Origin of the sequence: Desulfovibrio sp. ZJ746, assembly GCF_011039155.1 — a bacterium.
In the GTDB taxonomy this organism is placed as follows: domain Bacteria; phylum Desulfobacterota; class Desulfovibrionia; order Desulfovibrionales; family Desulfovibrionaceae; genus Desulfovibrio.
This window is the reverse complement of sequence record NZ_JAAKEK010000008.1, coordinates 1-26,200: the sequence shown is the minus strand read 5'-3', so window position 1 is coordinate 26,200 and position 26,200 is coordinate 1. Positions and strand designations below refer to the sequence as shown.

The window sequence follows — 26,200 nt, the reverse complement described above, 5'->3', positions numbered from 1 at the left end:
CCTATTCCCACTCGATGGTGCTGGGCGGCTTGGAGGAAATGTCGTAGACCACGCGGTTGACGCCCTTGACCTCGCTGATGATGCGCCCGGAGATGCGCGCCAGCAGCTCGGGCGGCAGGCGCGACCAGTCCGCGGTCATGGCGTCCACGCTGTCCACCACGCGCAGCGCGATGACGTTCTCGTAGGTGCGGCCGTCGCCCATGACGCCCACGGTGCGCAGCGGCAGAAGCACGGCGAAGCCCTGCCAGACCTTGCGATACCAGCCGGCGGCGCGCAATTCCTCCTGCACGATCCTGTCGGCCCGGCGCAGGATGTCGAGCCTGTCCTCGCGCACCTCGCCGAGCACGCGGATGGCGAGCCCGGGCCCGGGGAAGGGATGCCGCCAGACGATGGAATCCGGCATGCCGAGCTCGGCCGCCACCTTGCGCACCTCGTCCTTGAAGAGCTCGCGCAGGGGCTCGATGAGCGCGAGCTTCATGGTCTCGGGCAGGCCCCCCACATTGTGATGGCTCTTGATGACCGCGCTCGGCCCCTTGTGCGAGACGGACTCGATGACATCGGGGTAGAGCGTGCCCTGGGCGAGAAAGTCCACCTGCGGCAGCTTCTCGGCCTCCTCCTGGAAGATGTCGATGAAGGCGTGGCCGATGATCATGCGCTTTTTCTCCGGGTCTTCCACGCCCTTGAGCAGGGTGAGGAAGCGCTCGCGCGCGTCCACCACCGTGAGGTTGAGATGAAAATGCTCGCGTAAAAAGGTGGAGACTTCCTCGGCCTCGTTGAAGCGCAAGAGGCCGTTGTCCACAAAGATGCAGTGCAGCCGGTCGCCGATGGCCCGCTGGAGCAGCGCCGCCACCACGGTGGAGTCGATGCCGCCGGAAAGCGCGCAGACAACATGCTTCTCGCCCACCTTTTCCGCGGCCTCGGCCACGGCGCGCTCCACAAAGGAGGCCATGGTCCAGTCCGGCGTGCAGTCCGCCACCTCGAAAAGGAAGTTTTCGAGCATGCGCTCGCCGTCCGCGCTGTGGTGCACCTCGGGGTGGAACTGCACGGCGTAGATCTTGCGTGCCTCGTCGGCCATGGCGGCGATGGCGAGGGTCTCGGTGCTGCCCGTCACGGTGAAGCCGGGCGGCACGGCCGCCACCTTGTCGCCGTGGCTCATCCACACGCGCGTCGGGGCCTTGCGGTCAAGGCCCGTCCAGAGGGCGCAGGGCGCGGTCATGGTGAGCTCGGCGGGGCCGTATTCCCGCGTCAGGGACTGCGCGAGCTCGCCGCCAAGCTGCCGCGCGATGAGCTGCATGCCGTAGCAGATGCCGAGCACGGGCACGCCGAGCTCAAGCAGGCCGGGGTCGAGCTTCGGCGCGTCCTTTTCGCCCACGCTGGCCGGCCCCCCGGAAAGGATGATGGCCGAGGGCCGCATGGCCGCCACCTCCGCGGCCGGCGTGACGCAGGAATGGATCTCGGAATACACGCCCGCCTCGCGCGTCCTGCGGGCGATGAGCTGCGTGACCTGCGAGCCGTAGTCGATGATGATGACCCTGGAGTGCGGCATAAGGCTCCCTGTTGTGCGGCGCGTTGGGTGCGGGTGCGCCCGGCGCGCTGGTTCCCTCTCGGCCCTAGTTTTCCATGCGGTAATTGGGCGCTTCCTTGGTGATGACCACGTCGTGCACATGGCTTTCGCGCAGGCCCGCCGCCGAGATCTCGCAGAAGGTGGTGTTGCGGAAGAGGTCGTCCAGGTTGTGCGCGCCCACATAGCCCATGCCGGACCTGAGGCCCCCCATGAGCTGGTACACGGCCTCCATGACCGGGCCGCGGTAGGGCACGCGGCCCACGATGCCCTCGGGCACGAGCTTCTTGGTCTTTTCCTGGAAGTAGCGGTCCGAGCTGCCTTCCTTCATGGCGTCGATGGAGCCCATGCCGCGATAGATCTTGTAGGTGCGCCCTTGGTAGAGGATAGTCTCGCCCGGGCTTTCCTCGGTGCCGGCGAAGAGCGAGCCGATCATCACCGAGTGCGCGCCCACCACGAGGGCCTTGACGATGTCGCCGGAAAACTTGATGCCGCCGTCGGCGATGCAGCAGCGGTCCATCTCGCGCGCGGCGCGGCCGCCGTCCATGACCGCCGTGACCTGCGGCACGCCCACGCCGGCCACGATGCGCGTGGTGCAGATGGAACCGGGCCCGATGCCCACCTTGACCGCGTCCGCGCCGGCCTCGAGGATGGCGCGCGCGCCCTCGTAGGTGGCCACATTGCCCGCGATGAGCTGGCAGTTGGGGAAGCTCGCCTTGACGTTGCGGATGGCGTTGAGCACGTTGACGGAATGGCCGTGCGCCGAATCCAGCACGAGCACATCCGCCCCGGCCTCGAGGAGCTGCGCTGCCCGCGCTTCGGAATCCTTGCCGATGCCGATGGCCGCGCCCACGCGCAGGCGCCCGTTGGCGTCCTTGCAGGCGTTGGGATATTTCTGCACCTTGTCGATGTCTTTCATGGTGATAAGGCCGCGCAGGCGCTTGTTCTCGTCCACCACGAGGAGTTTCTCGATGCGGTGCTCATGGAGATGGTGCTTGGCCTCTTCGAGCGAGGTGCCCATGGGCACGGTGATGAGGCGGTCGCCGGTCATGACCTCGGCCACGCGCACGGCGCTGGCGTCCTCCACGAAGCGGACATCGCGGTTGGTGAGGATGCCCACGAGCGTGTCGCCGTCCACCACCGGGAGGCCCGAAACGCGGTAATCGCGCATCAGGTCAAGCGCCTCCTGCACGGTCTGGCCGGAGGAGATGGTCACCGGGTCGAGGATCATGCCGCTTTCGCTTTTCTTGACGCGCTCGACCTCAAGCCGCTGCCGGGCTATGGGCATGTTCTTGTGGATGACGCCGATGCCGCCCATGCGGGCCATGGAGATGGCCATGGCCGATTCCGTCACCGTGTCCATGGCCGCGGAGAGCAGGGGGATGCGCAGGGGGATGGACGGGGTGAGCCAGGTCGTGATGTCCACGGCGTCGGGCGTGATGTCGGAATATCCCGGAATAAGCAGGATGTCGTCAAAGGTCAGCGCCTTGCCGCGATTGGTGAACATGGCTCCCCCCAGAGGCTAACAACAGGATAAAATTTATCTTCTTAACCTATCATCTGCCCTCCTTCATGTCAATGGCGGCGCGGGCCGCGGGAAGTACGGCGGTGCAGGAGCGGGCCGGGCTTTCGGCAGGACGCAGCAAGAAGGCCGGGAGAGTGAGCGGGGGGGAGGGTACGGCGGCCACCCGACGCGAGGGTGGCGGGCAGGGGCGAGCCTGTGGCGGGCACACATGGGAGCAGCGCGCAAAAAAAGCCGTCCGCTCCGGGGCAGGAACGGACGGCGGTAGAGAATCAAGACTGCGGCCACGAGTGCCACCCGGCCCTACCCGTGCGGTCCATAGCAGGGCCGCAAACGAAGTGCGCGCGGTGTCCCGACGATCAGCGAAGGAGTGGCCCGGATGCCCGGGCCGGGGAGTCAGGGCGCAAGCCGCCTACGGGCGCTGGTGCTCCGGTTCGTAGCCCAGGTCGCGGATGGCGCCCATGATGATGTCGAGCGCGATGGGCATGTTCTTGTCTTCCTCTTCGTACTGGAGCTCTTTCTTGTCGAGGTCGACCTTGGCGCTCTTGACGCCCGGGATGGCGGAAACGGCCTTTTCCACAGCGTTCTTGCAGTTCTCGCAGTGCATGCCATTGACTTTCAGGGTAGCCATAGTATCCTCCTCGGGAAGTTGGCGGGGACGCGCAACATACGCGGATTTGCCGACTTTGTGAAATATTGGATACAGGAGTTTTTCTGCAAAATCAAGAGGTCGCTTCATGACGGATGCGCACGGCGGGGGCGCGGCCCAGGCCTCACCCCTGCGCTTTGATATTGGCGGCATGCACTGCGCGGCCTGCTCCTCGCGCATCGAGCGCGTGACCGGGCGCCTGCCCGACGTGGAGAAGGTGAGCGTCAACCTCGCCACGGCCCGGGCCGAGGTCTGGCCCGCGCCCGGCGACGCCGACGCCGTGCGCCGCGAATTCATGGCCGCCGTGGCCAAGCTCGGCTTCACCGCCACCCCGGCCGTGAGCGAGGACGCGGAGGCGCGCTTTGCCGAGGCCAAGGCCAAAGCCCGCGCCGACCGCAAAAAGCGGCTCGGGCGCCTGTGGCCCATGGTCATCCTTTCCGTGCCGCTGCTCCTCGTCTCCATGGGGCACATGCTCGGGCTGCCGCTGCCCGCGTGGCTCGAGCCGCACGGCTCCCCCCGGGCCTTCATCCTCGTGCAGCTCTGTCTCACGCTGCCCGTGGTCTGGCTCGGGCGGCATTTTTATGTGGACGGCCTGGCCGCGCTGTTCCGCCGCTCGCCCAACATGGACAGCCTCGTGGCCGTGGGCACGGGCGCGGCCTTTCTCTACAGCCTCGTGAACACGGTGCTCGGGCTCATGGGCAACGACCCCGCCTGGCGCGCCATGAACCTCTATTATGAGTCCTGCGCCGTGCTGCTCACCATGATCGAGTTCGGCCAGTTCCTCGAGGCCACGGCCAAGCAACGCGCGGGCGACGCCATGGGCGCGCTCATGAGCCTGGCGCCCGAAACGGCCCTGCGCCTCGCAAGCCCGGACGCGACGCCCGACGAGGTGCCGCTCTCGGCCGTGGAGGTGGGCGACCTGCTCCTCGTGCGGCCCGGGGCCCGCGTGCCGGTGGACGGCACCGTGGAAAAGGGCATCAGCGCCGTGGACCTCTCCCTGCTGACGGGCGAATCCATCCCCGTGCCCGTGGCCCCGGGCGACAGCCTTACCGCCGGCAGCGTCAACGGCGAGGGGCCGCTCGTCATGCGCGCGGTGGCCGTGGGCGGCAACACGCGGCTCGCGCGCATCGTGCGCCTCGTGCAGGAGGCCCAGGGCAGCAAGGCGCCCATCGCGCGCCTGGCCGACAGGGTGAGTTATTATTTCGTGCCCGCGGTCATGGCGCTGGCGACGCTTTCCGCGCTCTGCTGGCTTTTCTTCAGCGCCGAGCCCGTCACCACCGCGCTCACGGTCTTCGTGGCCGTGCTCGTCATGGCCTGCCCCTGCGCCATGGGCCTCGCCACGCCCATGTCCGTCATGGTGGGCACTGGCCGCGGCGCGCAGCTCGGCGTGCTCATCAAGAACGGCGCCGCCCTCGAGCGCGCGGGCAAGATCACGGCGCTCGCCGTGGACAAGACCGGGACGCTGACCACGGGCCGGCCCGAGCTCACGGCGATAATCCCGCTGGCGCCGGGCGCCGGCGGCCTCGACGAGCCTGAATTGCTCGGCCTCGCCGCCGCCCTGGAGGGCCGGAGCGAGCATCCGCTCGGCCTCGCCATCATCCGGGCCGGCAAGGAGCGGGGCTGCCCCCTCTGCGTTGTGGAGGACGCGCGCATCGCGCCCGGCCTCGGCATCGAGGGCCGCGTGGGCCTCGCCGGGAAGGCCTGGAACGTGGCTGTGGGCAGCGCGGCCTTCATGCGCTCGCGCGGGCACGAGCTCTCGCCCGAGGTATCGGCCCGGCTCGACACCCTGGCCGGTGAGGGGCAGACGCCCCTGCTCATGTCGCTGGCGCCCGCGGAGACGGAGGACGGCGTGCCGGCGCCCGACCAGATGGTCGCCATCTTCGCGCTGGCCGACGGCCTCAGGCCCGAATCCGCCGCGGTGGTGAAGCGCCTGCGCGGCATGGGCCTGCGGGTGGTCATGCTCACCGGCGACAATGCGCGCACGGCCGAGGCGGTGGCGAAGCTCGCGGGCATCGACGAGGTGGCGGCGGGGCTCTTGCCGGCGGAAAAGGCCGACCATGTGCGCCGCCTGCAGGAGGAGGGCCAGGTGGTGGGCATGGTGGGCGACGGCCTCAACGACGCCCCGGCTCTGGCGCTGGCCGATGTGGGCATGGCCGTGGGCACGGGCGTTGACGTGAGCGCCGAGGCCGGCGACATCGTGCTCATGCGCGGCGGCATGGAGGCCGTGCTCGCCGCGCTGGAGCTTTCGCGCGCCACCATGCGCAACATCAGGGAGAACCTCGGCTGGGCCTTTGGCTACAATATCCTCGGCCTGCCCGTGGCCGCGGGCCTCCTGCACGTGTTCGGGGGCCCCATGCTCTCGCCCATGATCGGCGGCATCGCCATGGCGCTTTCGTCCTTCTCGGTGGTGAGCAACGCCTTGCGCCTGCGCTTCTTCAAGGTGAAGACCAAGGTCGCGTGACCCCGCAAAGCGGCTTCAGAAGAGCTTGAGCGCGGCCACGCCGCAGATGATGAGCGCGACACCCGCGATGCGCCCGGCGCTCGGGGCATCGCCGAACAGGAGGACGCCGAGGCAGAAGGTGCCGGCGGCGCCGATGCCCGTCCAGACGGCATAGGCCGTGCCGATGGCGATGTGCCGCTGCGCGAGGTAGAGCAAAAGGCCGCTCATGGCCATGCTCACGATGGAAAAGCCGATGGCCGGGACGCGCCATGCCGGCGCCGTCTGCGCCAGCTTGAAGCCGAGCGGCCAGCCCATCTCAAAAGGGCCGGCAGTGAGCAGGATGAGCCAGGGATTCATGTGAGGTAGCCGCCGGGGGCGCTCAAGCCTCGTCGAGGGCTTCTTCCACCTCGAGGATGGCGTCGCGCCGGGCCTGCCGGGCCGCCTCCTGCTTGCGCTCGCGCGTGCCCCGCGGCCCGAGGGCGTCAAATTCCGCGCTCGGCTCCTGCTGGCGGCAGAAGACCAGAAAGCCCGTGTGCGCGGTCATCCTGTCTTCGGGCCGCAGGCGGTCGGCCACGGGCTTCCAGCCGCGGATCAAGAGCTCGCAGACCTCGATCTCGGCGAAGGGGCCGTTCTCCAGCCCGAGCAGCAGCCGGCTCACCTGGTCCACCGTGGGCAGGAGGAAGCCCAGGGTGGCGCCGGGCCGCACCGCGGCAAGCGCCTGTTCCAGATAGTCCCACGGAGTGCGCACATCGAGAAAGAGCGCGTCCGCATTGCTCGCGGCAAAGCCCTCGGCGATGTCGCGGCAATGGAGCTCCACGTTTTGGCCAAGCCCGGCCCAGTCGAGGTTGCGGCGCGCAAGGCGCGTGAACTCCTCGCGGGTGTCGTGGCTCACGATATGGCCCGTGGGCCCGGCGAACCACGAAAGGCCCAGGGTGAGCGCCCCGGAGCCGCAGCCAGCCTCCACAATGGTGCGCCCGGGGCCGGCGCCGAGGCGCAGGCAGATATAGGCGATGTCCTTGGCATAGATGATCTGCGTCTGGCGCTTCACGCCGAGCAGCAGGTCATGCAGCGTGGCCTCCTCGATGCGGATGGGAACGCCCGCGTTGGTGGACGCCACGGAGCCGAAGTCGAGCGCGGCCACGTCCGCCGACGCGAGGGTGCCGTCATTGCTGTGCCAGTCCTGCCCGGCCTCCAGCCTCTTGAGATAGCGGCGCCCCTTGGGCGTGACATAAATGACGAGGGAGCCGTATGGGATCATGGTGCTTCCTGAAAAGTCTGGCTGAGCGGCCTAGAACATCTGGCGCATGAGGTCTTCGCCGCCCTCGGAGGTGTCCTCGCCCGGGTCGGTCTCGAGGCCGTCCGTGGCCGAAACGCCCTCCATGGGCTGGTCCGCGCGATAGGCCATGTTGCCGGACATGACGATGCCCTCGGGCATGGTGAAGTCCTTAGGCTCGTAGAACTCCTCCGCCACGGTGCGGTAATAGCGGAAGATGGGCGCTGCCGTCCTGCCGCCCTGCTCGAGGCGCCCCAGGGGCTGCAACTGGTCATAGCCCACATAGACGCCCGTGACGAGGTAGGGCGTGAAGCCCACGAACCAGGCGTCGTGCTCCTCGTTGGTGGTGCCGGTCTTGCCGGCGATGAAGCGGCCGTCGATCTTCGCGCGCGAGCCCGTGCCCGCATTGACCACGTTCTTGAGCAGGGTCGCCATCATGTAGGCGTTCTGCGGGGAGAGCGCCTGCCAGTGTTCCGGGTCCTGCCGGTAGAGCTCTCGGCCCTTGGCGTCCGTGATGGAGGTGATGATGCGCGGGCGCACGCCCTTGCCCTGGTTGGCAAAGGCCGCATAGGCCTGCGTCAGGTTGAGCGGCGAGACGGCCACGGCGCCGAGGCTGACGGAAAGCTCCCGCGGAAAATGCGGCTCGAGGCCCATGGCCTTGGCGCGCTGGATGACATTGGCGATGCCCACTTGCTGCGCCACGCGCACGGTGCAGGTATTGCGCGAAAGGGCCAGCGCCTGCCAGAGCGGCAGCTCGCCCTTGTAATTGTGCTCGTAGTTGGAGGGGCGCCACACCTCGTTGGTGTAGGGGTTCACATACACGAAGGGCGCGTCGAGCACGATGGAGGACGGCGTGAAGCCGAAATCCAGCGCCGTGGAATAGACCACGGGCTTGAAGCTCGAGCCCGGCTGGCGGCGCGCCTGTGTGGCGCGGTTAAAATGGCTGTCCCCGAAGCTGTAGCCGCCGATGAGCGCCACCACGTCGCCGCTTTCCGGCTCCAGCGAGGCGAGCGCCCCCTGCACGAGGGGCTCCTGCTGGAGGCGCAGGACGATGGGGCTTGCCTTGCTGACGCGCGCCGGGTCATAGGGGACGAGATTTTTCGCGTTGGCCTTTGGCGCCTGTCTGCCCTTGGCGGCCGGTGCGGCCGCCACCTCCGGCGCGGGCATGGACGCCGCCGAGACCCAGATGAGGTCGCCTGGCGCAAGCACCTGCCGCGCATCCTTTATGGACGGCGCGTTGGCCGCGGCGACCTTGGGGTTGGGCTTGCGCGCCCAGGACATGTTCGCCACCGGGATGACGCCGCTGTAGCCTTGGCCGAGCGCCACCAAGGCCCTGCCCGGCTCCACCGCCGTCACCAGCGCGCGCGCCCAGGCGCCGCCGGCGAGATCCTGCGGAGTGAAGGACGAATCCCTGCCGAAGGACTGCACCTTGTCCGGCTCCATCTGGATGGCGCCGCGCCAGCCCTGGCGCTTGTCCAGCTCCTCGAGGCCGCGCCTGAGCGCGTTGCCGGCCGCGTCCTGCTGCGCGGGCACCATGGCCGTGCGCACGATGAGGCCCGCCTCGTAGACATATTCCTCGCCGGACTTGGTCGTCTCCACGCCGAGAGCCTTGAGGTTGCTCTCGGTGAAAAACTCGACGAGCAGGCGCCGTGCCTCTTCCAGATACCAGAGGGCCGGCCCGCCCATGCCGTCGGGCATGCTCCAGTAGACAAGCGGCTCGGCCGCGGCCTGGGCGTACTGCTGCTGGTCGATCCACCCCAGATCGCGCAGGCGCCCGAGGACATACATCTGCCGGGCCTTGGCGGCCTTGGGGGAGCGGAAGGGATTGTAGCGTGAGGGCGCCTTGGGCAGCCCGGCGATGACCGCGCTCTCGGCAAGGGTGATGTCGGCCGCGTGCTTGCCGAAATAGGTGCGCGCCGCGGCCTCCACGCCGTAGGCGTGCTCCCCGAGATAGATCTGGTTCAGGTAGATGGTGAGGATCTCTTCCTTGGAGAGGTCTTTCTCGATGCGGTAGGCGAGGATGGCCTCCTTCATCTTGCGCGTGTAGCTGCGCTCGGAGGTGAGCAACAGCTGCTTGATGAGCTGCTGCGTGATGGTGCTGCCGCCCTCGCCCGTGTGCCCCTTGCGGAAATTGTTGATCGCCGCGCGCAGGATGGCCACCGGGTCCACGCCCATGTGCTGGTAGAAGGAATCGTCCTCGGCGGCGAGAAAGGCCTTGGGGAGGAAGGGCGACATCTCCCTGAGGCTGATCACATAGCGCTTTTCGTTGCAGAGCGTGCCCAGGGTCTCGCCGTTGCGCGCGAGCACCGTGGTGGCCTGGGGGGGATCGTAGTCCTCGATGCGGGTCACGCTGGGCAGGTCACGCGAGGCCCAGTAGAAGAGCGCGGCCACGGCGCCTGCGCCGAGCAGGCCGCAGAAAATCACGAGGCCGAATGACCAGAGCAGGAATTTCTTCCAGGAGAAGCGGATTCGCATGCCGTGAAATAGCGTGTTTTTTCGGCCGCGTAAAGGGGCCCCCAGGCCCTGAAGGTGGTGGGGGTTGCCACGAATGCGCGCGGGCCGTCAACAGGCGGCCTGCCCGCGGACGGCCCGCGCGAAGCGGGCGAAGCGGCGGAGGAGAGCGCCAGAACCCAGGAAGCGCTGGGCCTGCTACTGCGCCGGCTCCCAGAGAAGCTGGTCGAGATTGCCGTTGAAGACGGCCTTGCCATAGACGGCGCGTGCGCCGTCGGCAAGGGTGGTCATCACATGCACGGCAAGGTCGCGCGGCATATAGCCCTTGTTCACATAGGTGCGGGCGAGGCCCGCGCACACGGCCACGGCGAAGTCCCGGGCCTTGTCCGCGCCGATGGCGCCGGGAAAGTCGAGCGAGACATCGGCCGCCTTGGTGGCGATCTGCAAATCCATCTTCGGGGCGGTGAGGCCGAGCGCCGCGGCCTGCTCCTGCACGATGGCCGTGAACGGCGCGCCGAGATTCTGCATGGCGGCCTTGTTTTCACGCTCCTCGGCGCCGCGGAAGGTCAGGCCGATGGCGATGAGGATGACGGCGGCGACGATGATGACCGCCCACTGCCAGGGGCTCGTCCTGGTGGGGATCTTTTCCAGCTCGTCGGCCGGGATGTTACGGGTGCCGTCCTTCCGGGCGGCTTCGGGCGTGGCGGAATTGGGGCTGTTGTCGGTGGGCATATGGTTCTCCTTTCCGGGCTTCCGGGGGCGCTTGGCGTATGCGGCTGCCCGGAACATGGGTGTAGATGGGAAAGCGGCCTATTTCGCCACCTCGCGGGCGAAATCCAGCGGGGGCACCTGCGGCGGCGCCAGCGGGGCGCCTGCCGTGGCCTCGGCGATGCGGTCGCGGAATTCCTCAAGGGAGAAGCGCGCTTCGCCCACTATGGGCGGCGCCGTCACATGAGCCATCGCGGGCGCGTGCTCGCGCAGGCCCGCGGGGCTGAGCGGGCCCTCCGAGGGGAAGGGCGCATGCAGGGCGGCCATGGGCTGGGCGAAAAAGGTCACGCGCACTTCGCGGGCGCCGTTTTTCTCCCACAGCTCCAGCATGAGCGCGGACGCCGGCGGGATGCCGTTCACGGGATAGCCCTCAAGCTGCCAGTTGACGCCAAGCAGCGCGCCCAAATTGGCGATATTGGTGTCATGCCCCACGAAGACCGCCAGCGCGGCCTTGTTGCAGCGCTCGTCATAGTGGGTGCCAAGCAGGGCCGCGCCCATCTCCACCAGCAGGGAGGAGCCACGGGCCCAGGCCACCAGCGGCGCCCTGTTGACCACGTCGAAGACCTTTGCGTGGACGGGAAGCACCTGCCGCAGGGTGGGCGCCGTGACCTGCCCCCAGCCGGCGGCCACGCCGGGCCATTCGCCGTATTCGAGCAGGAAGATCTCGGCGAGGCTCGACGCGATGGCGAGGCTGCCGGTGAGGTTCACGCTGCGCCCGTCGGGAGCGACGCTCACGGCATTGGGGATGTCGGAGAGGGCGCACTCCTGCGGGAGCCCGAAATGGGAGCACAATTCGGCCGAGACCGGCGCGGAAATGCGCCCCACCAGCGCGAGCGGCGTGGCGAGGTCGTCCTGGAGCTGGCCGAGGCCGCCATTGGTCATGGTCAGGATGTCCGTGGCGGCGCCGATGGGGTCAAAGGTGTAGAGCCCGGCCTTGACGGGATGGAAGAGCGGGTCGATGGGGTCGGACGTGACAGCGAAGCCGAGGCGGCAGTCCGGCGCGAGCGCGTTCAGGAGCGCGCGGGCCGTGGCGCGGGTGCGTTCGTCCGTGTCGGCGCGCACATAGACATCCGCCGGGCGCTGGCACAGGTTGGCCGGCAGGACGCCCTCCTTGCGGAAGGCCGCCCCGAGATTGCCCCACATGGCCGTGACGAGCTCACCGCCGCGCGGGGTGAGGTCGCCGCGTTTCACCGGCCACACCGGCCACACGCGCTCGCTCCACGACTCGAGGATTTTGTGCTTCTGGGTGGGGGCGCGCACGCCGTGGCGCGAGAGCACCACGGCCTTTACAAGGCGCCCGCCGTCATCGGCTGCCGCATGCGCCGGGGCTTGCGAGCCGGCCGGCAGGAGCAGGCCGAGGCAGGCCAGAAATACGAGCGTGAGGAGCAGGGAGCGCATGCGGGCCTCCGTGGGGGCTTTCTCCGGCGCGGGGGTTTCAGTCCTTCTGTTCCACAAAGGCGTCCATGTCCTGCGGGGTGCCGAAAGTATTTCGGGCATAGCCGGCGAGGAGGGTGCGCGCCACGCCGCTGTCGTACCGCTGGTCTTCCGCGAGCTCGCGCGCCGCGTCCATGGGTTCCTTGGCGGGCGCGTAGCTGCGCTCGGTGATCATGGCCGAGAACGAGTCCGCCACGGCGGCCAGCGCCGCCGCGGCCGGCACCTGGCCGGCCTTGATGCGCTGCGGATAGCCGGAGCCGTCCAGGCGCTCGTGATGCTCGAAGCAGATGCGGAGCAGGGCGTCATACACCATCTCCATCTTCTGCATGATTTTCACGCCGAGCAGCGAGTGCTGCCAGACCTTTTCACGCTCTTCGGGCTTGAGCGCGCCCTTCTTGTCGAGCAGGAAGGGGGGCACCTTGCTCATGCCGATGTCGTGCACGAGCAGGGCCAGCGCCATGCGGTCGAGCTCCTTGCGATCGTGGTCGCCCGGGTTCTGGAGCCAGAGCCACAGCCCCACGATCATGCTGTTGACCGCGTGCTTCGCCGGGTCATGCCTGCGGAACAGGCGGCGCATGAAGGCGTTGATGCGCTTGGGGTCCTGCGCGAGGTATTCCGTGACCACCTGCACGTCGCGGTAAAGCGGGTCGAAAAGCGCCTTCACGGGCTGCGCGTAGAACTCCGCATAGCGCAGGTAGAGCGCGTGCACGCAGATATTGGCGATCTCGGCCTCCTTCAGGTTGTGGTCCTGGAGCACGAGGTCGAGCTGGCGCACGATGTGCCGCGAATAGATGGGGTGGTCCGAGCGCGAGACGAAGACGTTGCCCTCGGCGCAGAGCTGCGCGAGCTCCTCCACCTGCTCGTTGGTGAGGCGCGTCCCCTTGCGCGAATAGGGCGCAAGCACGGCAATATCCTCGCGGAACACGAAGAGGTCCACCGGCGGCCGGTACTTGGGGAAGCTCCCCAGAATCTCCGGGCTGATCTGGTAGTACTCTTCGTTGATGTTCGCGGGAACGGCGCCGGAGGCTTTTTTTTCTGCCATGCGCTACTTCCAGTAGATCTTGACCAGGTTGGTGCCGCGCGGCGTGGCCGAGTCCTTGATCTGGCCGGCGGTGATGACCGCGCAGTCGTTGACCTTGAAGTCCTTGCTGTTATTGATGAATTCTTCCGCGCGCTCGAGGTGTGTCTGGCCGATGTGGTCCTTGTCCACAAAGACGGGGGTGACGCCCCAGGCGAAGTTGAGCGCCTTGATGGTCGAGGGGTCGGGCGTGAGCGCGTAGATGGCCTGCGGGGGGCGCCGGGCGGAAACCTGCCGCGCCGAGCCGCCGGAAACGCTGTGCGACACGATGGCCTTGGCGTCCGCCTTGTCGGCGAGCAGGCAGGCGGAATAGGCGAGAAATTCCGGGATGCCCTTGTCGCTCTCCGGCTCTTCCAGCTTGCGGTGGTCGAGCAGGAGCTTTTCGGCCTCGGTGGTGATCATGCGCATGAACTGCACGGTCTCCACCGGGAAATTGCCCATGGCCGTCTCTTCGCTCATCATGACGCAATCGGCGCCGTCGAGCACGGCATTGGCCACGTCCGTGGTCTCGGCGCGGGTGGGGACGGGGTTGTTGACCATGGAGAGCAGCATCTGCGTGGCCACGATGACCGGCTTGGAGGCCTGGTTGCAGGCGCTGATAATGCGCTTCTGCAGGGCCGGCAAAAGCGGCAGCGGGCACTCCACGCCAAGGTCGCCGCGGGCCACCATGACGATGTCCGTCTCGGCGAGGATGGCGTCGAGGTTGTCCACCGCGCTCTGGCGCTCCAGCTTGACCACCACCGGCACGCGCCGGCCGGACTTGGCAATGAGCTCCTTGGCCTCGCGCACGTCGTCGGCGGTCTGCACATATGAGATGGCGACCGCGTCCACGCCGAGGGCCAGGCCGTCCTCGAGGTCCTTCTTGTCCTTTTCGGTGAGGGCCCGCACCTTGGTGGCCTTGCCGGGCAGCGCGAGGCCCTTGCGCGAGGTCACGATGCCGTCGTTGCCGGCCACGAGCAGCACGAGGCCGTCGTCGCGGCGTTCCTTCACCACGAACTGGAGGCCGCCGTCGGCGAGCACCATGCGGTCGCCGGGCTCGAGGCTCTCGAGGATGACCTCATGGTCGAAGGGAAGGTAGGCGAGCTCCTCCACGCGCTTGTCGCTCGGGCCGAGCAAAAGCTTCATGCCCTTGGTGACCTGGATGGATTTTTCCGGCACCACGCCGAGGCGGATCTTGGGGCCGGAGAGATCCTGCATGATGGTGATGGGCCGGTGGAGTTCGGCCTCCACCTCACGGATATAGTTGATGATCTTGATGAAATCCGAGGCGCTGCCGTGCGAGAAATTGAGGCGGAAGACGCTGACGCCCGCCCCGGCCAGGGCCTTGAGCTTTTCCTTGGTGTTGGAGGCGGGCCCGATAGTGGCGACGATCTTGGTTCTCATGGTATTCTCCTCCGGCCTCACGGCATTGGTGCGGCAGTGGTTTCCGATATGCACACGGTTGAAAGAGGTGCAAAATCATCCGAATTTTTCCCGCTGATGTCAAGGCGCGGGGCGTGACGCGCGGGAATCCGTGAGGGAGAGCCCCCGGGCTCGCGGGGCGGCTTCAGGAGAGGCGCCCGCGGAAGTCCTCGTAGCCGAAGCGGCGCAGGATGCGGAAGCGCTCGCCCGCGGGAGCCTGCGGGTCGGCGTCCGCACAGCGGCAGATCGCGATGGAGGGGAGCCTCAGGCCGTTGAAGGTGGTGGTCTTCACCATGCTGTAGATGGCCATGTCCGCGAAGACGAGGCGCCGCCCCACCGTGAGCGGCGCGGCAAAGGCGTACTCCCCGATGACATCCCCGGCGAGGCAGGACTTGCCCGCGAGCCGGCAGGTCCACGCGTCCGCCCCGGCTTCGGCCGCCCTGCGGGGGGCGCCGTCGGGAGCGCTGTAATACACCCCGGGGCGGTAGGGCATCTCGAGCACGTCCGGCATGTGGCACGCGGCGGAAACGTCCAGCACGGCCACGGGCATGTCGGCTTCAACCACGTCGAGCACCGTGGCCGTGAGCCAGCCCGCATCGAGGGCCACGGCCTCGCCGGGCTCGAGATAGACCTGCGCGCCGTATCGGTCGCGCCAGCGCCCGATGAGCCGGCAGAGCAGGGCGCGGTCGTAGCCGGGCTTCGTGATGTGGTGGCCGCCGCCGAAATTGAGCCAGCGCCCTTCCTGGGGGAGCGCGCTTATCCAGGGCGCGAACTTTTCCTCCACAGCATCCAGGGTACGCGCAAGCGCGTCGGCCCCCTGCTCGCAGAGGGTGTGGAAGTGGAGCCCGGAAATGCCCTCGAGCTCGCCCGGCGCGGCCCCGGCCGCAAGCTGCGCCGGCCGGATGCCCAGGCGCGAGCCTGGCGCGCAGGGGTCGTAAATGGGCACGGCGCCCTCGGAATGCTCCGGGTTCAGGCGCAGGCCAAAGCTCACCTCGCGGCTTTTCCCGGCAGCGCGTGCGGCCTCGGCCAAAGGCCGGAAGCGCCGCCACTGGGCGAGGGAATTGAACACGATATGGTCGCAGAGGGTGAGCAGCTCGCGGAATTCCTCCTCGCTCCACGCGGCCGCGAAGGCGTGCACCTCGCCGCCGAAGTCCTCCCGGCCGAGGCGCGCCTCGTCCACCGAGCTCGCGCACACGCCCCACAGCGGCCCCCGGCCCGCGCGCGAGAGCAGGGGAAAGGTCGCCCAGGCCGCAAAGCCCTTGAGCGCCAGCAGGATCTTCGCGCCTGTGGCCTTTTGCACGCCGTCGAGGATGGCGGCGTTTTCGGCAAGCCGGCACTCGTCGAGCACGAAGCAGGGCGAGGGCGCGGGCGAATCCTGCGCCAGCAAAAGGTCGAGGCAGTCCCCGCGCATGGGTCAGTCCGCGGGAACTTCCACGCAGTTCCAGGGCAGGCCGAAGCGGTTGAGGTCCGCCATGAAGGGGTCGGGGTCGAATTCCTCCATGTTCCACACGCCGGGGCGGCGCCACAGGCCTTCGGCGATGAGCTTGGTGCCGATCATGGCCGGCACGCCCGTGGTGTAGGAAATGGCCTGCGAGCCCACCTCGCGGTAGCAGGCGCCGTGGTCGCAGATATTGTACACATAGACCGCGCGCGGCTGGCCGTTCTTCACGCCGCGCAAGACATCGCCGATGCAGGTGCGCCCCGTGGTGAGCGGCCCCAGAGAGGCCGGGTCGGGCAAAAGCGCCGCCAGGAACTGGATGGGCACGATGTCCTGCCCGTGGAAGCGCACCGGGTCGATGCGGGTCATGCCCACATTGCCGAGCACCTCGAGGTGGTTGAGGTAGCTTTCGGAAAAAGTCATCCAGAAGCGCGCCCGGCGGATGCCGCGCAGGTGGCGCACCAGCGATTCCAGCTCCTCATGGTACATGAGGTAGCACTTCTTTTTGCCGATGCCGTCCGGGAAGTCGTAGTCCATGGACCAGGAGAGCGGGTCGGTCTCCGCCCATTCCCCGTGCTCCCAGTAGCGCCCGCGCGCCGTGACCTCGCGGATGTTGATCTCGGGGTTGAAGTTGGTGGCGAAGGCCTGGCCGTGGCTGCCGGCATTGCAGTCGATGATGTCGAGCACATGCACTTCGTCGAGCTCGTGCTTGAGCGCCCAGGCGGCGAACACATTGGTCACGCCGGGGTCGAAGCCGGAGCCGAGCAGGGCGGTGAGGCCGGCCTCGCGGAAGCGGTCGCGGTAGGCCCACTGCCACTTGTACTCGAAGCGCGCGGTGTCCGGCGGCTCGTAATTGGCGGTGTCGAGATAGTGCGCCCCGCACTCGAGGCAGGCGTCCATGATGTGCAGGTCCTGGTACGGGAGCGCGATATTGCACACGATGGCCGGCTTTACCTCGCGCATGAGCGCGCAGAGCGCGGGCACATCGTCCGCATCGACCTGCGCGGTGGCGATGTCCACGCCAAGGCGCTCGCGCACGCTGGCGGCCACGGCCTCGCAGCGGGAGAGTGTGCGGCTCGCCAGCGTGATCTTGCCGAAAACGCCGGTCTCGCGCTTGGCCTGCGCGCACTTGTGGGCCACCACGCTGCCCACGCCGCCCGCGCCGATGATGAGGATGTCCGTCATGTATGCCTCGCTGGTTCGCTAGTTGTTAAGGATGTGTTCGGGCGCCTTCTCTGCCGTCGTGTCCGCGGCGTCGCCGTCCAGCAGGCGCACATGGGCGTAGCGCCCGCTCTTGCGCGCTTCTTCGGCCAGGCGCTTGCCCTCGGCCCGGCAGGCCGGGCAGGCATGGCGCGGCACGAGCAGGCAGAGGGAGCGCGGCACGCGCTCCGATGCCGTCTCGATGCGCCCGAGTCCCGAGCAGTCGCCGCACAGGCGCCAGCTTTCGTTCTGGCGCTCGCTCAGCATGTCTGTGTCATAAAAGATGCGCCGGGGCCGCGCCCACCAGCCTTTATCTTCCTTGCCCTCGGCCGGGCGCGCCGGCGGCCGGAAATAGCGGTCCAGCACCTCCTCGCAGAGGCGCGCGATATATTCGGCCACCCGCGGCCTCTGGCGGATGGCCCCCGGCGTCCAGCCGGGCTCGCGGATCTCGCCCGCCGCCGGGATGCCCGCCAGAGCGAGGCAGATGCCGAGGTTCACATACGGCAGCGCCCCGCGAATGGCGTAGCCGCCCTCCAGCACGGCGATGTCCGGGTTCAGGGCCGTTGTCAGCGCCGCATAGCCCTGGGCCGAAAGGCGCATGTTGGCGAGCGGGTCGGTGAAATGGTTGTCCTGCCCGGCGGAATTGATGATGATGTCCGGCCTGAAATCCTCCAGCATGGGGAGGACGGCGTTGCGCATGGCGTAGAGATAGCCCTCGTCCGAGGTCTCAGGCGGGAGCGGGATGTTGATGGTGCGCCCGCGCGCGCCCGGGCCGCCGTCCTCGCCGAGGAAGCCCGTGCCCGGGTAGAGCGTGCGGCCGTCCTGGTGCAGCGAGATGAAGAGGGTGTGGGGGTCGTTCCAGAAGATGTCCTGACTGCCGTCGCCGTGGTGCACGTCCGTATCCACGATGGCCACGCGCAGGGGGCGGCCCTCGGGGTGCGGATAATGGTCGCGGATATACTCCACCATGACGGCTTCATTGTTGATGTTGCAGAAGCCGCGGTTGCCGTGGACCACGCGCATGGCGTGGTGCCCGGGGGGCCGCACCAGCGCGAAGGCCCGGTCTGTCCTGTGCTCCATGACGAGGCGCGCCGCCGTGATGGCGCCCCCGGCCGCGGCGAGGTGCGATTCCGTGCTCACGGCGCCGGCCGAGGGCAGGCAGAAGTGCGCGCGCTCGAGCTGCGCGTGGCTCGCGAAGACCGGCCGGTGCTCGCTGATGCCCGGGATGTCGAAGAGGCCTTCCTCCTGGAGCTGGTCGCGCGTGTAGAGCAGGCGCTCCTCCCGCTCGGGATGCGTGGGCGAGATGGCCCAGTCGAACGCGGGGAAGAAGACCACGCCGAGCGTGCGGCTGGCCGTGAGCGGCTCAATCATCGGGCTCTTCCATGTTCTCGAACACGTCCACGCCGTAGCGGGCGTTGGCCGTGAGCTCGCCGAAAAAGCCCATGCCGAGCGCAAAGGTGAGATTGTCCGGCGCAATGGCCGCGAGCAGCGGGCCGTTCGCGTCCTCCAGCCGGAAGACGCCGCCGGGGGCGTTCTCGCGCCGGAGCACCGCGCACTGGATGAGGGCCGGGTCGCCCATGCGGTGCACCACGGCGAGCGGCGAGGGCAAGGCCGTGCCCGGCGAAAGCGGCGTGAAGCGCAGGCGCCCGCCGTCGGCCTCGAGGCTGTAGAGTTCTGGTGGGGTCTTGGCCATGGAAGCTCCTTGTCAGGCAATGCCGGTGCCGCGGTGGTGCAGCCGCTCCTCCAGCGCGGAAAGGCACTGGAGCAGCACGTCCTCGGGCGCCTGCGTGGCGTCGATGACGGCGATGCGCCCGGGCTCGGCGGCGGCCAGGGCGAGATAGCCCTCGCGCACGCGCTCGTGAAAGTCCAGGCTTTCGGAATCGAAGCGCCCCTCCGAGAGCACGGTGCCCTCGGCGCGGTTGCGCTCGCCCGCGCGCTCCAGCCCCTCGGCCACGCTAAGGTCGAGGAGCAGGGTGAGGTCGGGCGCAAGGCCCCCGGTGGCCTGGGCGTTGATGCGGCGCAGCCGCTCCACATCATGGCCGCGGCCATAGCCCTGGTAGGCGAGGGTGGAATCCGAAAAACGGTCGCAGAGCACGGTCTGGCCGGCCTCCAGCGCGGGCCGGATAATCTCGGACACATGCTGGGCGCGGTCGGCGAGAAAGAGGTGCAGCTCCGCCCGGCTGGAGAGGCCGCGCGTGCGCGCGTCCAGCAGGATGGGGCGCAGGCTGCGGCCAAGGGTGCTGCCGCCCGGCTCGCGCGTGAGCACCGGGTCGTGCCCGCGCTCCTGCAAATAGGCGGCGAGGAGGCGCAGGGCCGTGGACTTGCCCGAGCCTTCTATGCCTTCAAAAGTGACAAACATTCTTCCCTCCTGGCGTTTTTGCGCCCCTTGGGAGCTGGCGGCCGGGCCGCGGGCGTGCGCGGCGGGCGGTACATGGGGCGCCCCAGGGTGGCCTGCCACGGCGTCCAGCCAGGGCCCTCGCCGTCCAGCGCCGCGAAGAGCCCGCGGCACTGGGCGAGCTTGGCGTCGAGATTGTCCGCATAATGGAGGGCCAGGGCCTCCGGGGTGTGCGGCTGGCGCACGGCGCCGAATTCCAGCTCGCCATGGTGGCTCAGGATGAGGTGCCGCAAGTGCTCCTGGAGGCCCGGCTCAAGGCCCGAGCGCGCGAGGAAGGGCGCCAGCAGCTCCACGCCGAGCATGAGGTGCCCGAGCAGGCGCCCCTCGGTGGTATAGTCGTTGGAGAAACCGCCCGAAAATTCGCGGATCTTGCCAAAATCGTGGAACAGCGCCCCGGCCAGCAGGGCCTGGCGGTCGAGCTCGGGGTATTGCTCGGCCATGCGGCGGCAGGCCTTGAACACGCCGAGCGTGTGTTCCAGGAGGCCGCCGGCATAGGCGTGGTGGACGCTCTTGGCCGCCGGCGAGAGGCGGAAAAGCGGCGCGAGCTCCGCATCTTCAAGCACCGCGAAAACGAGCTTGCGCCAGGGCTTGTGCGTGAACTCCTCGCGGCAGAGCGCCATGAGCTCGTCGAACATGGCGTCCAGCGGATAGGGGCTCGCCGGCAGAAAGGCCGTCTGGTCCACGCGGGGGGCTTCGGTGGCGTCGAGCGGGCGGAATTTTTCCACGGCGAGCTGCACGGCCGAGCGGAAGAGCGAGGCCCGCCCCTCCACCTCGGCGAGGGTGCCGGGCGCTATCTCGCTGAATTCGCCGCTGAGCGGGCTCCAGATCTTGGCCTCGATGCTGCCGCTCGCGTCGGCCAGCACCAGGCGCCAGTAGGGGCCGTTGCGCGACTGCGCAAGGCTCGCCTCGGCAACGGCGAAGATGCCGGAGGCCTCGGCGTTGGGCACAATGTCTTTGACGAAATCGCCTTTTTCCATATAGATAGTCTCCGCCCGACCGCGCGTGGGCGCCCTTGCCCGAGATTCCCTTCTTTCCGAGGTATTGTCAAATGCACGTTCTCCTGACCAATGACGACGGCATCCTGGCGCCGGGGCTGCGCGCCCTTTACGCCGCCCTCACGGAGGCCGGCCACACGGTCACGGCCGTGGCGCCTCTGCGGCAGCAGTCCGGCGTGGGCCACTCGCTCACCGTGTTCGAGCCCTTGCGCACGCGCCGGATTGACGAGCCGGGCTTTTCCGGCATCGGCGTCCACGGGACGCCCACGGACTGCGTCAAGCTGGGCCTGGGCGCGCTCTCGCCGCGCCGGCCCGATCTCGTCATGGCGGGCATCAATCTCGGCCCCAATGTGGGGCCGGACATCTTTTATTCCGGCACGGTGGGCGCCGCGGCCGAGGGCGCGCACGACGGCGTCGCCAGCATGGCCATCTCCCACGCCGACCACTCGGGGGGGCAGGATTTGACGGCCCATGCGCGCCACGCGGTCGCGCTCGCCGAGCGCATCGACTGGGAGAAGATTCCCGCGCGGCGCGTCCTCAACCTCAACTATCCCGCGGGCGGGCTCCCTGAAGGGGAAGTGCGCGTCTGCCCGCAGTCCGACGCCGTGTGGCGCAATATCTACGACCGCCGCGAAGACCCGCGCGGCGAGCCCTACTGGTGGCTCACCGGCGATGTGCCCCCGGAGACCGTGCGCCCGGGCACGGACAAGGCGCTGCTCGCCGAGGGGCATGTCACGCTGACGCCGCTGCGCTTTGAATATACGGACGACGCGGCCCTCGAGGCGCTGGCCGGCCTCGTGGCCGCCCCGCGGAGCTGACGCGGCCCGGGCGCTTGACATTTCCCGCCGCTTGGGGCAAGTATGCCTTTCTCTTTTTGGAGGTTTGAGATGTACGCGATTGTCGAAACCGGCGGAAAGCAGTATCAGGTCGAGGAAGGCACCCGCATCCTCGTGGAAAAGCTCGCCGTGGAACCGGGCGCCGAGGTCGTTCTGGACAAGGTCCTGCTCATTGGCGGCGACGGCTGCAAGGTGGGCACGCCCTACCTTGAGGGCGCCTCCGTCAAGGCCGAAGTGGTGGCCCAGGGCCGCGGCCCCAAGGTGCTGGTGTTCAAGCGCCGCCGCCGCAAGGATTCCAAGTCCCTGCACGGCCACCGGCAGGATTGCACCGCCCTTCGCATCAAAAGCATCAACAGCTAGGCCGTCGTTCCGGCGCGCCAGCCGCCGAGGCGGGCGCCGTGCCGGTGAAGCGGCCGGGGAGGCATCATGGCTCACAAGAAAGCGGGCGGTTCGTCACGCAACGGCCGCGACAGTCCGGGGCAGCGTCGGGGCATCAAGCGCTATGGCGGCCAGCCTGTGCTTGCCGGCAACATCATCGTTCGTCAGCTGGGCACGGTCGTCTATCCCGGCCTCAATGTGGGCATGGGGCGCGACTATACGCTGTTCGCCAAGGTGGACGGCGTGGTGCGCTTTGAAAAGTTCACCCGCAAGCGCCGCGTCCACACGCGGGTGCATGTGGACGAGGCCGCGGCCTAGCTGCACCAAAAGCCGCAAGGCAGATACCGGGTTTTCGGGGAAGGCGCCGCCCAAGGGCGGGCCTTCCCTTTTCGCGTGTTTGCGGGCATAGTGAGGCGACATTCGGGGCTTGCCCTCGGCACGGTGCCGCGGGCGTCCCCTCTGCGAGGCATGCCATGCGTTTTGTGGATGAAGCGAGGATCCTCGTCAAGGCGGGCAAGGGCGGCAGGGGCTGCATGTCCTTCCGGCGCGAGAAATTCGTGCCCAAGGGCGGCCCGGACGGCGGCGACGGCGGCAACGGCGGTTCGGTCTATCTCCGGGCGGACAGCCGCCTGCTCTCCCTCTACGATTTCCGGCTCAAGCGCGTCTATGAGGCGCAGAACGGGCAGCCCGGCCGCGGCGGCCAGTGCGACGGCAAGAAGGGCGCGGATCTCGTGCTCGGGCTGCCCGTGGGCACGCTCGTCTTCGCCGAGAGCGTGCGCCGTGGCGACGCCCCCGACGTGGAGGCGGACGAAGCGATCGCCGAGGACGGCGGCGAACGCCTCCTCGCGGACCTGAGCGAGCCCGAAAGCCTCGTGCTCGTGGCGCGGGGCGGCCGCGGCGGCAAGGGCAACGAGCACTTCAAGTCGGCCACCATGCGCGCGCCGCGCTTCGCCCAGCCCGGCGAGCCCGGCGAGGAAGTGACCCTGCGCCTCGAGCTCAAGATCCTGGCGGACGTGGGCCTCATCGGGCTCCCCAATGCCGGCAAGTCCACCTTCATTTCCCGGGTCTCGGCCGCGCGCCCGAAAATCGCCGACTATCCCTTCACCACCATCACGCCCAACCTCGGCGTGATGATCGACGAGGTGGACCCGGAAAAGCGCATGATCATCGCCGACATCCCCGGCCTCATCGAGGGCGCGCACGCGGGCCTGGGCCTCGGGCACCGCTTCCTCAGGCATGTGGAGCGCACGCGCTTCCTCGTGCACATGCTGAGCATCGAGGACGTGGATGATGCCGACCCCTGGGCCGGCTTCGAGCTCGTCAATGAGGAACTGCGCCGTTTTGACCCCGAGCTCGCCGAGCGACGGCAGATCGAGGTCATCAACAAGATCGACCTCGTCTCCGAGGAGCGCCTGCAGGCCCTCATGGCCCGCGCCGCCAAGGACGAGCGCCGCATCTACTTCATCTCCGCCAAGGAGCGCATCGGCCTCGAGCCGCTGGTGGAGGAGCTCTGGCGCCTCAAGGACGAGCTGGCGCGCCACGAGCCGCTGGTGCATTTCCACACCGAGCCGCCGGCCGAGGACGAGGAATTTCCCGAGATCGAGGTCGAGTACACCAATGAATGACGAGGCCGCGGCCAGCGTGGACGCGGACTGGGCCGGGGAGCGGCGCCGGCTGCTCGGCCGGGCGCGCTGCATCGTCATCAAGGTGGGGAGCGCCGTCCTCACGGACGCGGACGGGCTGGCCCTTGAAGTGCTGGATTCCCTCGCCGGCCAGATGGCGGCCTTGCGGGCGCCCGGCGCGGGTGATGCCGGCGGCCGCCGCATCGTCCTCGTCTCCTCGGGCGCCGTGGCCGCCGGGCGCGCGGCCCTTGCAAGCCAGGGCATCGACGCCCGGGGCCGCGACCTCGCGGTGCGCCAGGCGGCCGCCGCCGTGGGGCAGGGGCTGCTCATGCGCGCCTGGGACAGGGCCTTCCGGCCGCACGGTGTCGCCACCGCGCAGGTGCTGCTCACGCGGGACGATTTGCGCTCCCGCAGCCGCTTCCTCAACGCCCGCAACACCTTCGCCGAGCTTTTGCGCTGGGGCGTGCTGCCCATCGTCAATGAAAACGACACCGTCTCGGTCGCCGAGCTCAAGTTCGGCGACAATGACTGCCTCGCCAGCCTGCTTGTGAACCTCGTGGGCGCGGACCTGTTCATCAACCTCACTTCCGCGCGAGGCGTCTGCGCGCGCGACCCGCATGCCGACCCCGGGGCGCCGGTGCTCGCCCGCATCGAGGATGTGGCGCGCCTCGACCTCGGGCGCCTCTGCGGGGCCAAGACGGCCGTGGGCACCGGCGGCATGCGCTCCAAGCTCATGGCCGCGCGCCGGGCCGCGCAGCTCGGCGTGCCCACGCTCATCCTGCGCGGGCGCGAGCCGGGCGCCCTGACGCGGGCTTTCGGCCTTGGTGGTGAAGAAGGAGCGGAAGCCCCGGCGGGAACCTGGGTGGACCCGGCGCGCCACGCCATCCCGCGGCGCAAGTTCTGGCTGGCCTACCAGTCCGACCCGGCGGGCAGCGTCACGGTGGATGCCGGCGCGGCCGCGGCCCTCATGCGCGAGGGCGGCAGCCTCCTGCCCGGGGGCGTGCGCGAGGTTTCCGGCAGCTTCCAGAAGGGAGCGCTCGTGCGCGTGGAGCATGCGGGCCGCCCGCTCGGCGTGGGCCTCACCAACTACAGCGCGGCCGACCTGCGCAAGATCATGGGCCTCAAGCGGCACGAAGTGGCGGCCATCCTCGGCGACGCGCACTACCCCGACGTGATCCACCGCGACAACCTTCTGCTGGATGCCGCAGTCTGAGAATTTCCAATTATTTAATCAGAGGGAGATCCAATCCAATGAGTCAAAAAGAAATTTATTCACCTATATTTTCACCCGCTGATGGTGAAGTCTTGGGTATAGACATTACCAATCAAAATAAGGTTTCTTATGTTGTCAATATAATAAATACATGGAACTATACTGATATAGGTTCAGCATATAAGGTATATGAACAACCAAGTATAATACGCTATATGTTTCTTAAACAAGTAAAAAGTATTTTACGTTCTGGAATGGGTTTTTCAACTCTTTATGATGCGTTAGAAAAGACACGTGGTAGGGGTGTTCGAGAGGAACAAATCCTAAAGGGAAATCCTATACAAGCTTGGTCGGGTCTTGATAGCAGCAAGAGGCTGCGTGAATTTATCCGTCTTCACGAAAAATACCTTGGAGGCAAGGTAGATGAAAAAAAGAAATGGCAATGGGGCTAATTATGAGGTTTAGAAAATGAGAAAATAATAGAATAAAAAAGGGCTATCGTAGTGAGGATAGCCCTTTTTTATTGTTGCTTTCTTAGTTACAAATCCTATTCACCTCGTCGCGCGCCAGCGCCGCGCGGGCAAGCTCGCTCACGCGCGCCTCGCGGATTCTGTCGGCCTCGTAGATTTCGCAGACATCCTCATCGCCCGCTTCGGCGAGCCGGCGCAGGGCCGGGGCGTCCATCATGTCCTGCGGCAGCTTTGAGAGCGCCCATGCCGCCATGCCCCGGCAGATGCTGTCCACATCGGCAAGTCCCTTGACGAGCCACGGCCGCGCCCCGGCGCACATTTCAGGGCGCGCCTCGGCAAGGCGCCCCACCGCCCAGTAGCAGGAGCGGCGGAGGATGTCATTGTCGCAATAATTGTCGGCGTGCCCCAGATCCATGATATAGGAGATGAGGATGCGGTGATAGGTCTCGGCAAGCGGCTCGCTGGCGGCGAGGCACTCCGCGAAGGCGTCGGGGATGCCCCAGCCGATATTGCCGGAGTCCTCGTTCATGTGCCACATGAAGCGCCGGATGACATTGCGCGCCGTTTCGGGCTCGGTGCGGGCTAGCTCAGCCACCGTGGCGCCCAGGGCCACGGCCGCGCGGTGCATGGTGAGCGGCCCGAGCAACAGGAAGGAAAAGAGCGGTCCCACGCTGGTCATGCCGCCCGCGGCGATTTCCTCAAGGTGCGCCTGCCAGTCCGGCTCCTGAAGGATGCGTTTGAGCTGCTGCTTGGAGCTGCGCATTTTGGGCATGGGGGCCTCCTGTGGCGTTTCCTGAAGGATAGTCCTTTTTCGGCCCCGGCTGCAAGCCGGGATACCGCCCGCGTGCCTCACAGGCCCACAAGCTCCCGCCAGCCGCCGATTTGCGGGTCGTTGAAAAAAGCTTGAAAAATTCCCTTGACAGGGAGGGTGTGCGAACCTATTTTAGCACTCCGCGCCGAGAACCGGGGCAAGTGAAAAAATTTTCGCAAGGCCCCTTGACAAGGGCGGGAATCGGACGCATATAACGCGTCGCGCCGCGAAAAGGCGGCGGTGGTTCATTGACAAGTGAATAGCG

The 26,200-nt window shown here is 67.8% G+C and carries 24 protein-coding genes; 7 read left to right on the top strand and 17 right to left on the bottom strand.

What is annotated here, in order from left to right:
• Position 1: 1 nt before the first annotated feature.
• The 3 genes from guaA to G7Y54_RS11320 form a co-directional block, all read right to left on the bottom strand.
• Positions 2 to 1,546, bottom strand: coding sequence for a glutamine-hydrolyzing GMP synthase (gene guaA, locus G7Y54_RS11330; protein WP_165079457.1), 1,545 nt, complete (start codon positions 1,544 to 1,546; stop codon positions 2 to 4).
• Positions 1,547 to 1,610: 64 nt separating this feature from the next.
• Entirely contained in the window at positions 1,611 to 3,068 is a 1,458-nt protein-coding gene (guaB, locus tag G7Y54_RS11325; RefSeq protein ID WP_165079456.1) for an IMP dehydrogenase, read from the bottom strand.
• Positions 3,069 to 3,495: 427 nt separating this feature from the next.
• On the bottom strand, positions 3,496 to 3,714 hold the full coding sequence (locus G7Y54_RS11320) for a heavy metal-associated domain-containing protein (RefSeq protein WP_165079455.1): 219 nt from the start codon (positions 3,712 to 3,714) through the stop codon (positions 3,496 to 3,498).
• Between the two features lie 106 nt (positions 3,715 to 3,820).
• Between G7Y54_RS11320 and G7Y54_RS11315 the strand changes: the two genes are divergently transcribed.
• Positions 3,821 to 6,193, top strand: a complete 2,373-nt coding sequence (locus G7Y54_RS11315; RefSeq protein ID WP_165079454.1) for a heavy metal translocating P-type ATPase — start codon at positions 3,821 to 3,823, stop codon at positions 6,191 to 6,193.
• A 15-nt stretch (positions 6,194 to 6,208) separates the two neighbouring features.
• On the opposite strand, the gene G7Y54_RS11310 is transcribed toward G7Y54_RS11315, so the two are convergent.
• The 13 genes from G7Y54_RS11310 to G7Y54_RS11250 form a co-directional block, all read right to left on the bottom strand.
• Positions 6,209 to 6,529 carry an SMR family transporter gene (locus G7Y54_RS11310; RefSeq protein WP_165079453.1) on the bottom strand — a complete coding sequence of 107 codons (321 nt, stop codon included), beginning with the start codon at positions 6,527 to 6,529 and terminating at the stop codon, positions 6,209 to 6,211.
• Positions 6,530 to 6,551: 22 nt separating this feature from the next.
• Positions 6,552 to 7,430 (bottom strand): tRNA (adenine-N1)-methyltransferase, encoded by an 879-nt coding sequence (locus G7Y54_RS11305; RefSeq protein WP_165079452.1) that lies wholly within the window; start codon positions 7,428 to 7,430, stop codon positions 6,552 to 6,554.
• A 30-nt stretch (positions 7,431 to 7,460) separates the two neighbouring features.
• Positions 7,461 to 9,920: a PBP1A family penicillin-binding protein gene (locus G7Y54_RS11300; protein WP_165079451.1), complete on the bottom strand. Its 2,460-nt coding sequence runs from the start codon at positions 9,918 to 9,920 to the stop codon at positions 7,461 to 7,463.
• 174 nt (positions 9,921 to 10,094) lie between these two features.
• Entirely contained in the window at positions 10,095 to 10,628 is a 534-nt protein-coding gene (locus G7Y54_RS11295) for a hypothetical protein (protein WP_165079450.1), read from the bottom strand.
• A gap of 78 nt (positions 10,629 to 10,706) precedes the next feature.
• Positions 10,707 to 12,062, bottom strand: a complete 1,356-nt coding sequence (locus G7Y54_RS11290) for a histidine-type phosphatase (protein ID WP_165079449.1) — start codon at positions 12,060 to 12,062, stop codon at positions 10,707 to 10,709.
• A gap of 37 nt (positions 12,063 to 12,099) precedes the next feature.
• Positions 12,100 to 13,140, bottom strand: coding sequence for an HD domain-containing phosphohydrolase (locus G7Y54_RS11285; RefSeq protein ID WP_165079448.1), 1,041 nt, complete (start codon positions 13,138 to 13,140; stop codon positions 12,100 to 12,102).
• A 3-nt stretch (positions 13,141 to 13,143) separates the two neighbouring features.
• On the bottom strand, positions 13,144 to 14,559 hold the full coding sequence (gene pyk, locus G7Y54_RS11280) for a pyruvate kinase (protein ID WP_165079447.1): 1,416 nt from the start codon (positions 14,557 to 14,559) through the stop codon (positions 13,144 to 13,146).
• A gap of 163 nt (positions 14,560 to 14,722) precedes the next feature.
• Entirely contained in the window at positions 14,723 to 15,988 is a 1,266-nt protein-coding gene (gene nspC, locus G7Y54_RS11275; protein ID WP_165079446.1) for a carboxynorspermidine decarboxylase, read from the bottom strand.
• Between the two features lie 3 nt (positions 15,989 to 15,991).
• Positions 15,992 to 17,200 carry a saccharopine dehydrogenase family protein gene (locus G7Y54_RS11270; protein ID WP_165079445.1) on the bottom strand — a complete coding sequence of 403 codons (1,209 nt, stop codon included), beginning with the start codon at positions 17,198 to 17,200 and terminating at the stop codon, positions 15,992 to 15,994.
• A gap of 18 nt (positions 17,201 to 17,218) precedes the next feature.
• On the bottom strand, positions 17,219 to 18,586 hold the full coding sequence (locus G7Y54_RS11265) for a histone deacetylase (RefSeq protein ID WP_165079444.1): 1,368 nt from the start codon (positions 18,584 to 18,586) through the stop codon (positions 17,219 to 17,221).
• Positions 18,579 to 18,908, bottom strand: a complete 330-nt coding sequence (locus G7Y54_RS11260) for a hypothetical protein (protein ID WP_165079443.1) — start codon at positions 18,906 to 18,908, stop codon at positions 18,579 to 18,581. The genes G7Y54_RS11265 and G7Y54_RS11260 overlap by 8 nt, the downstream gene beginning before the upstream one ends.
• 12 nt (positions 18,909 to 18,920) lie before the next feature.
• Positions 18,921 to 19,574, bottom strand: coding sequence for a dTMP kinase (tmk, locus tag G7Y54_RS11255; protein WP_165079442.1), 654 nt, complete (start codon positions 19,572 to 19,574; stop codon positions 18,921 to 18,923).
• Positions 19,550 to 20,587 (bottom strand): HD domain-containing protein, encoded by a 1,038-nt coding sequence (locus G7Y54_RS11250; protein WP_165079441.1) that lies wholly within the window; start codon positions 20,585 to 20,587, stop codon positions 19,550 to 19,552. The genes tmk and G7Y54_RS11250 overlap by 25 nt, the downstream gene beginning before the upstream one ends.
• 71 nt (positions 20,588 to 20,658) lie before the next feature.
• On the opposite strand from G7Y54_RS11250, the gene surE reads away from it, so the two are divergent.
• The 6 genes from surE (at position 20,659) to G7Y54_RS11220 (ending at position 25,106) form a co-directional block, all read left to right on the top strand.
• Entirely contained in the window at positions 20,659 to 21,423 is a 765-nt protein-coding gene (surE, locus tag G7Y54_RS11245; RefSeq protein WP_165079440.1) for a 5'/3'-nucleotidase SurE, read from the top strand.
• 69 nt (positions 21,424 to 21,492) lie between these two features.
• Positions 21,493 to 21,801: a 50S ribosomal protein L21 gene (gene rplU / locus G7Y54_RS11240; RefSeq protein WP_165079439.1), complete on the top strand. Its 309-nt coding sequence runs from the start codon at positions 21,493 to 21,495 to the stop codon at positions 21,799 to 21,801.
• A 66-nt stretch (positions 21,802 to 21,867) separates the two neighbouring features.
• Positions 21,868 to 22,137, top strand: coding sequence for a 50S ribosomal protein L27 (rpmA, locus tag G7Y54_RS11235; protein ID WP_165079438.1), 270 nt, complete (start codon positions 21,868 to 21,870; stop codon positions 22,135 to 22,137).
• A gap of 155 nt (positions 22,138 to 22,292) precedes the next feature.
• Positions 22,293 to 23,444, top strand: a complete 1,152-nt coding sequence (gene obgE / locus G7Y54_RS11230; RefSeq protein ID WP_165079437.1) for a GTPase ObgE — start codon at positions 22,293 to 22,295, stop codon at positions 23,442 to 23,444.
• Positions 23,437 to 24,654 (top strand): glutamate 5-kinase, encoded by a 1,218-nt coding sequence (gene proB / locus G7Y54_RS11225; protein ID WP_165079436.1) that lies wholly within the window; start codon positions 23,437 to 23,439, stop codon positions 24,652 to 24,654. Before obgE ends, proB begins: the two co-directional genes overlap by 8 nt.
• A gap of 38 nt (positions 24,655 to 24,692) precedes the next feature.
• Positions 24,693 to 25,106 carry a hypothetical protein gene (locus tag G7Y54_RS11220; protein ID WP_165079435.1) on the top strand — a complete coding sequence of 138 codons (414 nt, stop codon included), beginning with the start codon at positions 24,693 to 24,695 and terminating at the stop codon, positions 25,104 to 25,106.
• An 82-nt stretch (positions 25,107 to 25,188) separates the two neighbouring features.
• Here the strand turns inward: G7Y54_RS11220 and G7Y54_RS11215 are convergent, their stop codons facing one another.
• Positions 25,189 to 25,896 carry a DVU0298 family protein gene (locus tag G7Y54_RS11215; protein ID WP_165079434.1) on the bottom strand — a complete coding sequence of 236 codons (708 nt, stop codon included), beginning with the start codon at positions 25,894 to 25,896 and terminating at the stop codon, positions 25,189 to 25,191.
• Between the last annotated feature and the right edge of the window lie 304 nt (positions 25,897 to 26,200).

What these genes read in the sequence shown, in the direction of transcription:
- guaA (WP_165079457.1), bottom strand. Translation starts at nt 1,546, where the DNA reads ATGCCGCACTCCAGGGTCATCATCATCGACTACGGCTCGCAGGTCACG.
- guaB (WP_165079456.1), bottom strand. Translation starts at nt 3,068, where the DNA reads ATGTTCACCAATCGCGGCAAGGCGCTGACCTTTGACGACATCCTGCTT.
- G7Y54_RS11320 (WP_165079455.1), bottom strand. Translation starts at nt 3,714, where the DNA reads ATGGCTACCCTGAAAGTCAATGGCATGCACTGCGAGAACTGCAAGAAC.
- G7Y54_RS11315 (WP_165079454.1), top strand. Translation starts at nt 3,821, where the DNA reads ATGACGGATGCGCACGGCGGGGGCGCGGCCCAGGCCTCACCCCTGCGC.
- G7Y54_RS11310 (WP_165079453.1), bottom strand. Translation starts at nt 6,529, where the DNA reads ATGAATCCCTGGCTCATCCTGCTCACTGCCGGCCCTTTTGAGATGGGC.
- G7Y54_RS11305 (WP_165079452.1), bottom strand. Translation starts at nt 7,430, where the DNA reads ATGATCCCATACGGCTCCCTCGTCATTTATGTCACGCCCAAGGGGCGC.
- G7Y54_RS11300 (WP_165079451.1), bottom strand. Translation starts at nt 9,920, where the DNA reads ATGCGAATCCGCTTCTCCTGGAAGAAATTCCTGCTCTGGTCATTCGGC.
- G7Y54_RS11295 (WP_165079450.1), bottom strand. Translation starts at nt 10,628, where the DNA reads ATGCCCACCGACAACAGCCCCAATTCCGCCACGCCCGAAGCCGCCCGG.
- G7Y54_RS11290 (WP_165079449.1), bottom strand. Translation starts at nt 12,062, where the DNA reads ATGCGCTCCCTGCTCCTCACGCTCGTATTTCTGGCCTGCCTCGGCCTG.
- G7Y54_RS11285 (WP_165079448.1), bottom strand. Translation starts at nt 13,140, where the DNA reads ATGGCAGAAAAAAAAGCCTCCGGCGCCGTTCCCGCGAACATCAACGAA.
- pyk (WP_165079447.1), bottom strand. Translation starts at nt 14,559, where the DNA reads ATGAGAACCAAGATCGTCGCCACTATCGGGCCCGCCTCCAACACCAAG.
- nspC (WP_165079446.1), bottom strand. Translation starts at nt 15,988, where the DNA reads ATGCGCGGGGACTGCCTCGACCTTTTGCTGGCGCAGGATTCGCCCGCG.
- G7Y54_RS11270 (WP_165079445.1), bottom strand. Translation starts at nt 17,200, where the DNA reads ATGACGGACATCCTCATCATCGGCGCGGGCGGCGTGGGCAGCGTGGTG.
- G7Y54_RS11265 (WP_165079444.1), bottom strand. Translation starts at nt 18,586, where the DNA reads ATGATTGAGCCGCTCACGGCCAGCCGCACGCTCGGCGTGGTCTTCTTC.
- G7Y54_RS11260 (WP_165079443.1), bottom strand. Translation starts at nt 18,908, where the DNA reads ATGGCCAAGACCCCACCAGAACTCTACAGCCTCGAGGCCGACGGCGGG.
- tmk (WP_165079442.1), bottom strand. Translation starts at nt 19,574, where the DNA reads ATGTTTGTCACTTTTGAAGGCATAGAAGGCTCGGGCAAGTCCACGGCC.
- G7Y54_RS11250 (WP_165079441.1), bottom strand. Translation starts at nt 20,587, where the DNA reads ATGGAAAAAGGCGATTTCGTCAAAGACATTGTGCCCAACGCCGAGGCC.
- surE (WP_165079440.1), top strand. Translation starts at nt 20,659, where the DNA reads ATGCACGTTCTCCTGACCAATGACGACGGCATCCTGGCGCCGGGGCTG.
- rplU (WP_165079439.1), top strand. Translation starts at nt 21,493, where the DNA reads ATGTACGCGATTGTCGAAACCGGCGGAAAGCAGTATCAGGTCGAGGAA.
- rpmA (WP_165079438.1), top strand. Translation starts at nt 21,868, where the DNA reads ATGGCTCACAAGAAAGCGGGCGGTTCGTCACGCAACGGCCGCGACAGT.
- obgE (WP_165079437.1), top strand. Translation starts at nt 22,293, where the DNA reads ATGCGTTTTGTGGATGAAGCGAGGATCCTCGTCAAGGCGGGCAAGGGC.
- proB (WP_165079436.1), top strand. Translation starts at nt 23,437, where the DNA reads ATGAATGACGAGGCCGCGGCCAGCGTGGACGCGGACTGGGCCGGGGAG.
- G7Y54_RS11220 (WP_165079435.1), top strand. Translation starts at nt 24,693, where the DNA reads ATGAGTCAAAAAGAAATTTATTCACCTATATTTTCACCCGCTGATGGT.
- G7Y54_RS11215 (WP_165079434.1), bottom strand. Translation starts at nt 25,896, where the DNA reads ATGCCCAAAATGCGCAGCTCCAAGCAGCAGCTCAAACGCATCCTTCAG.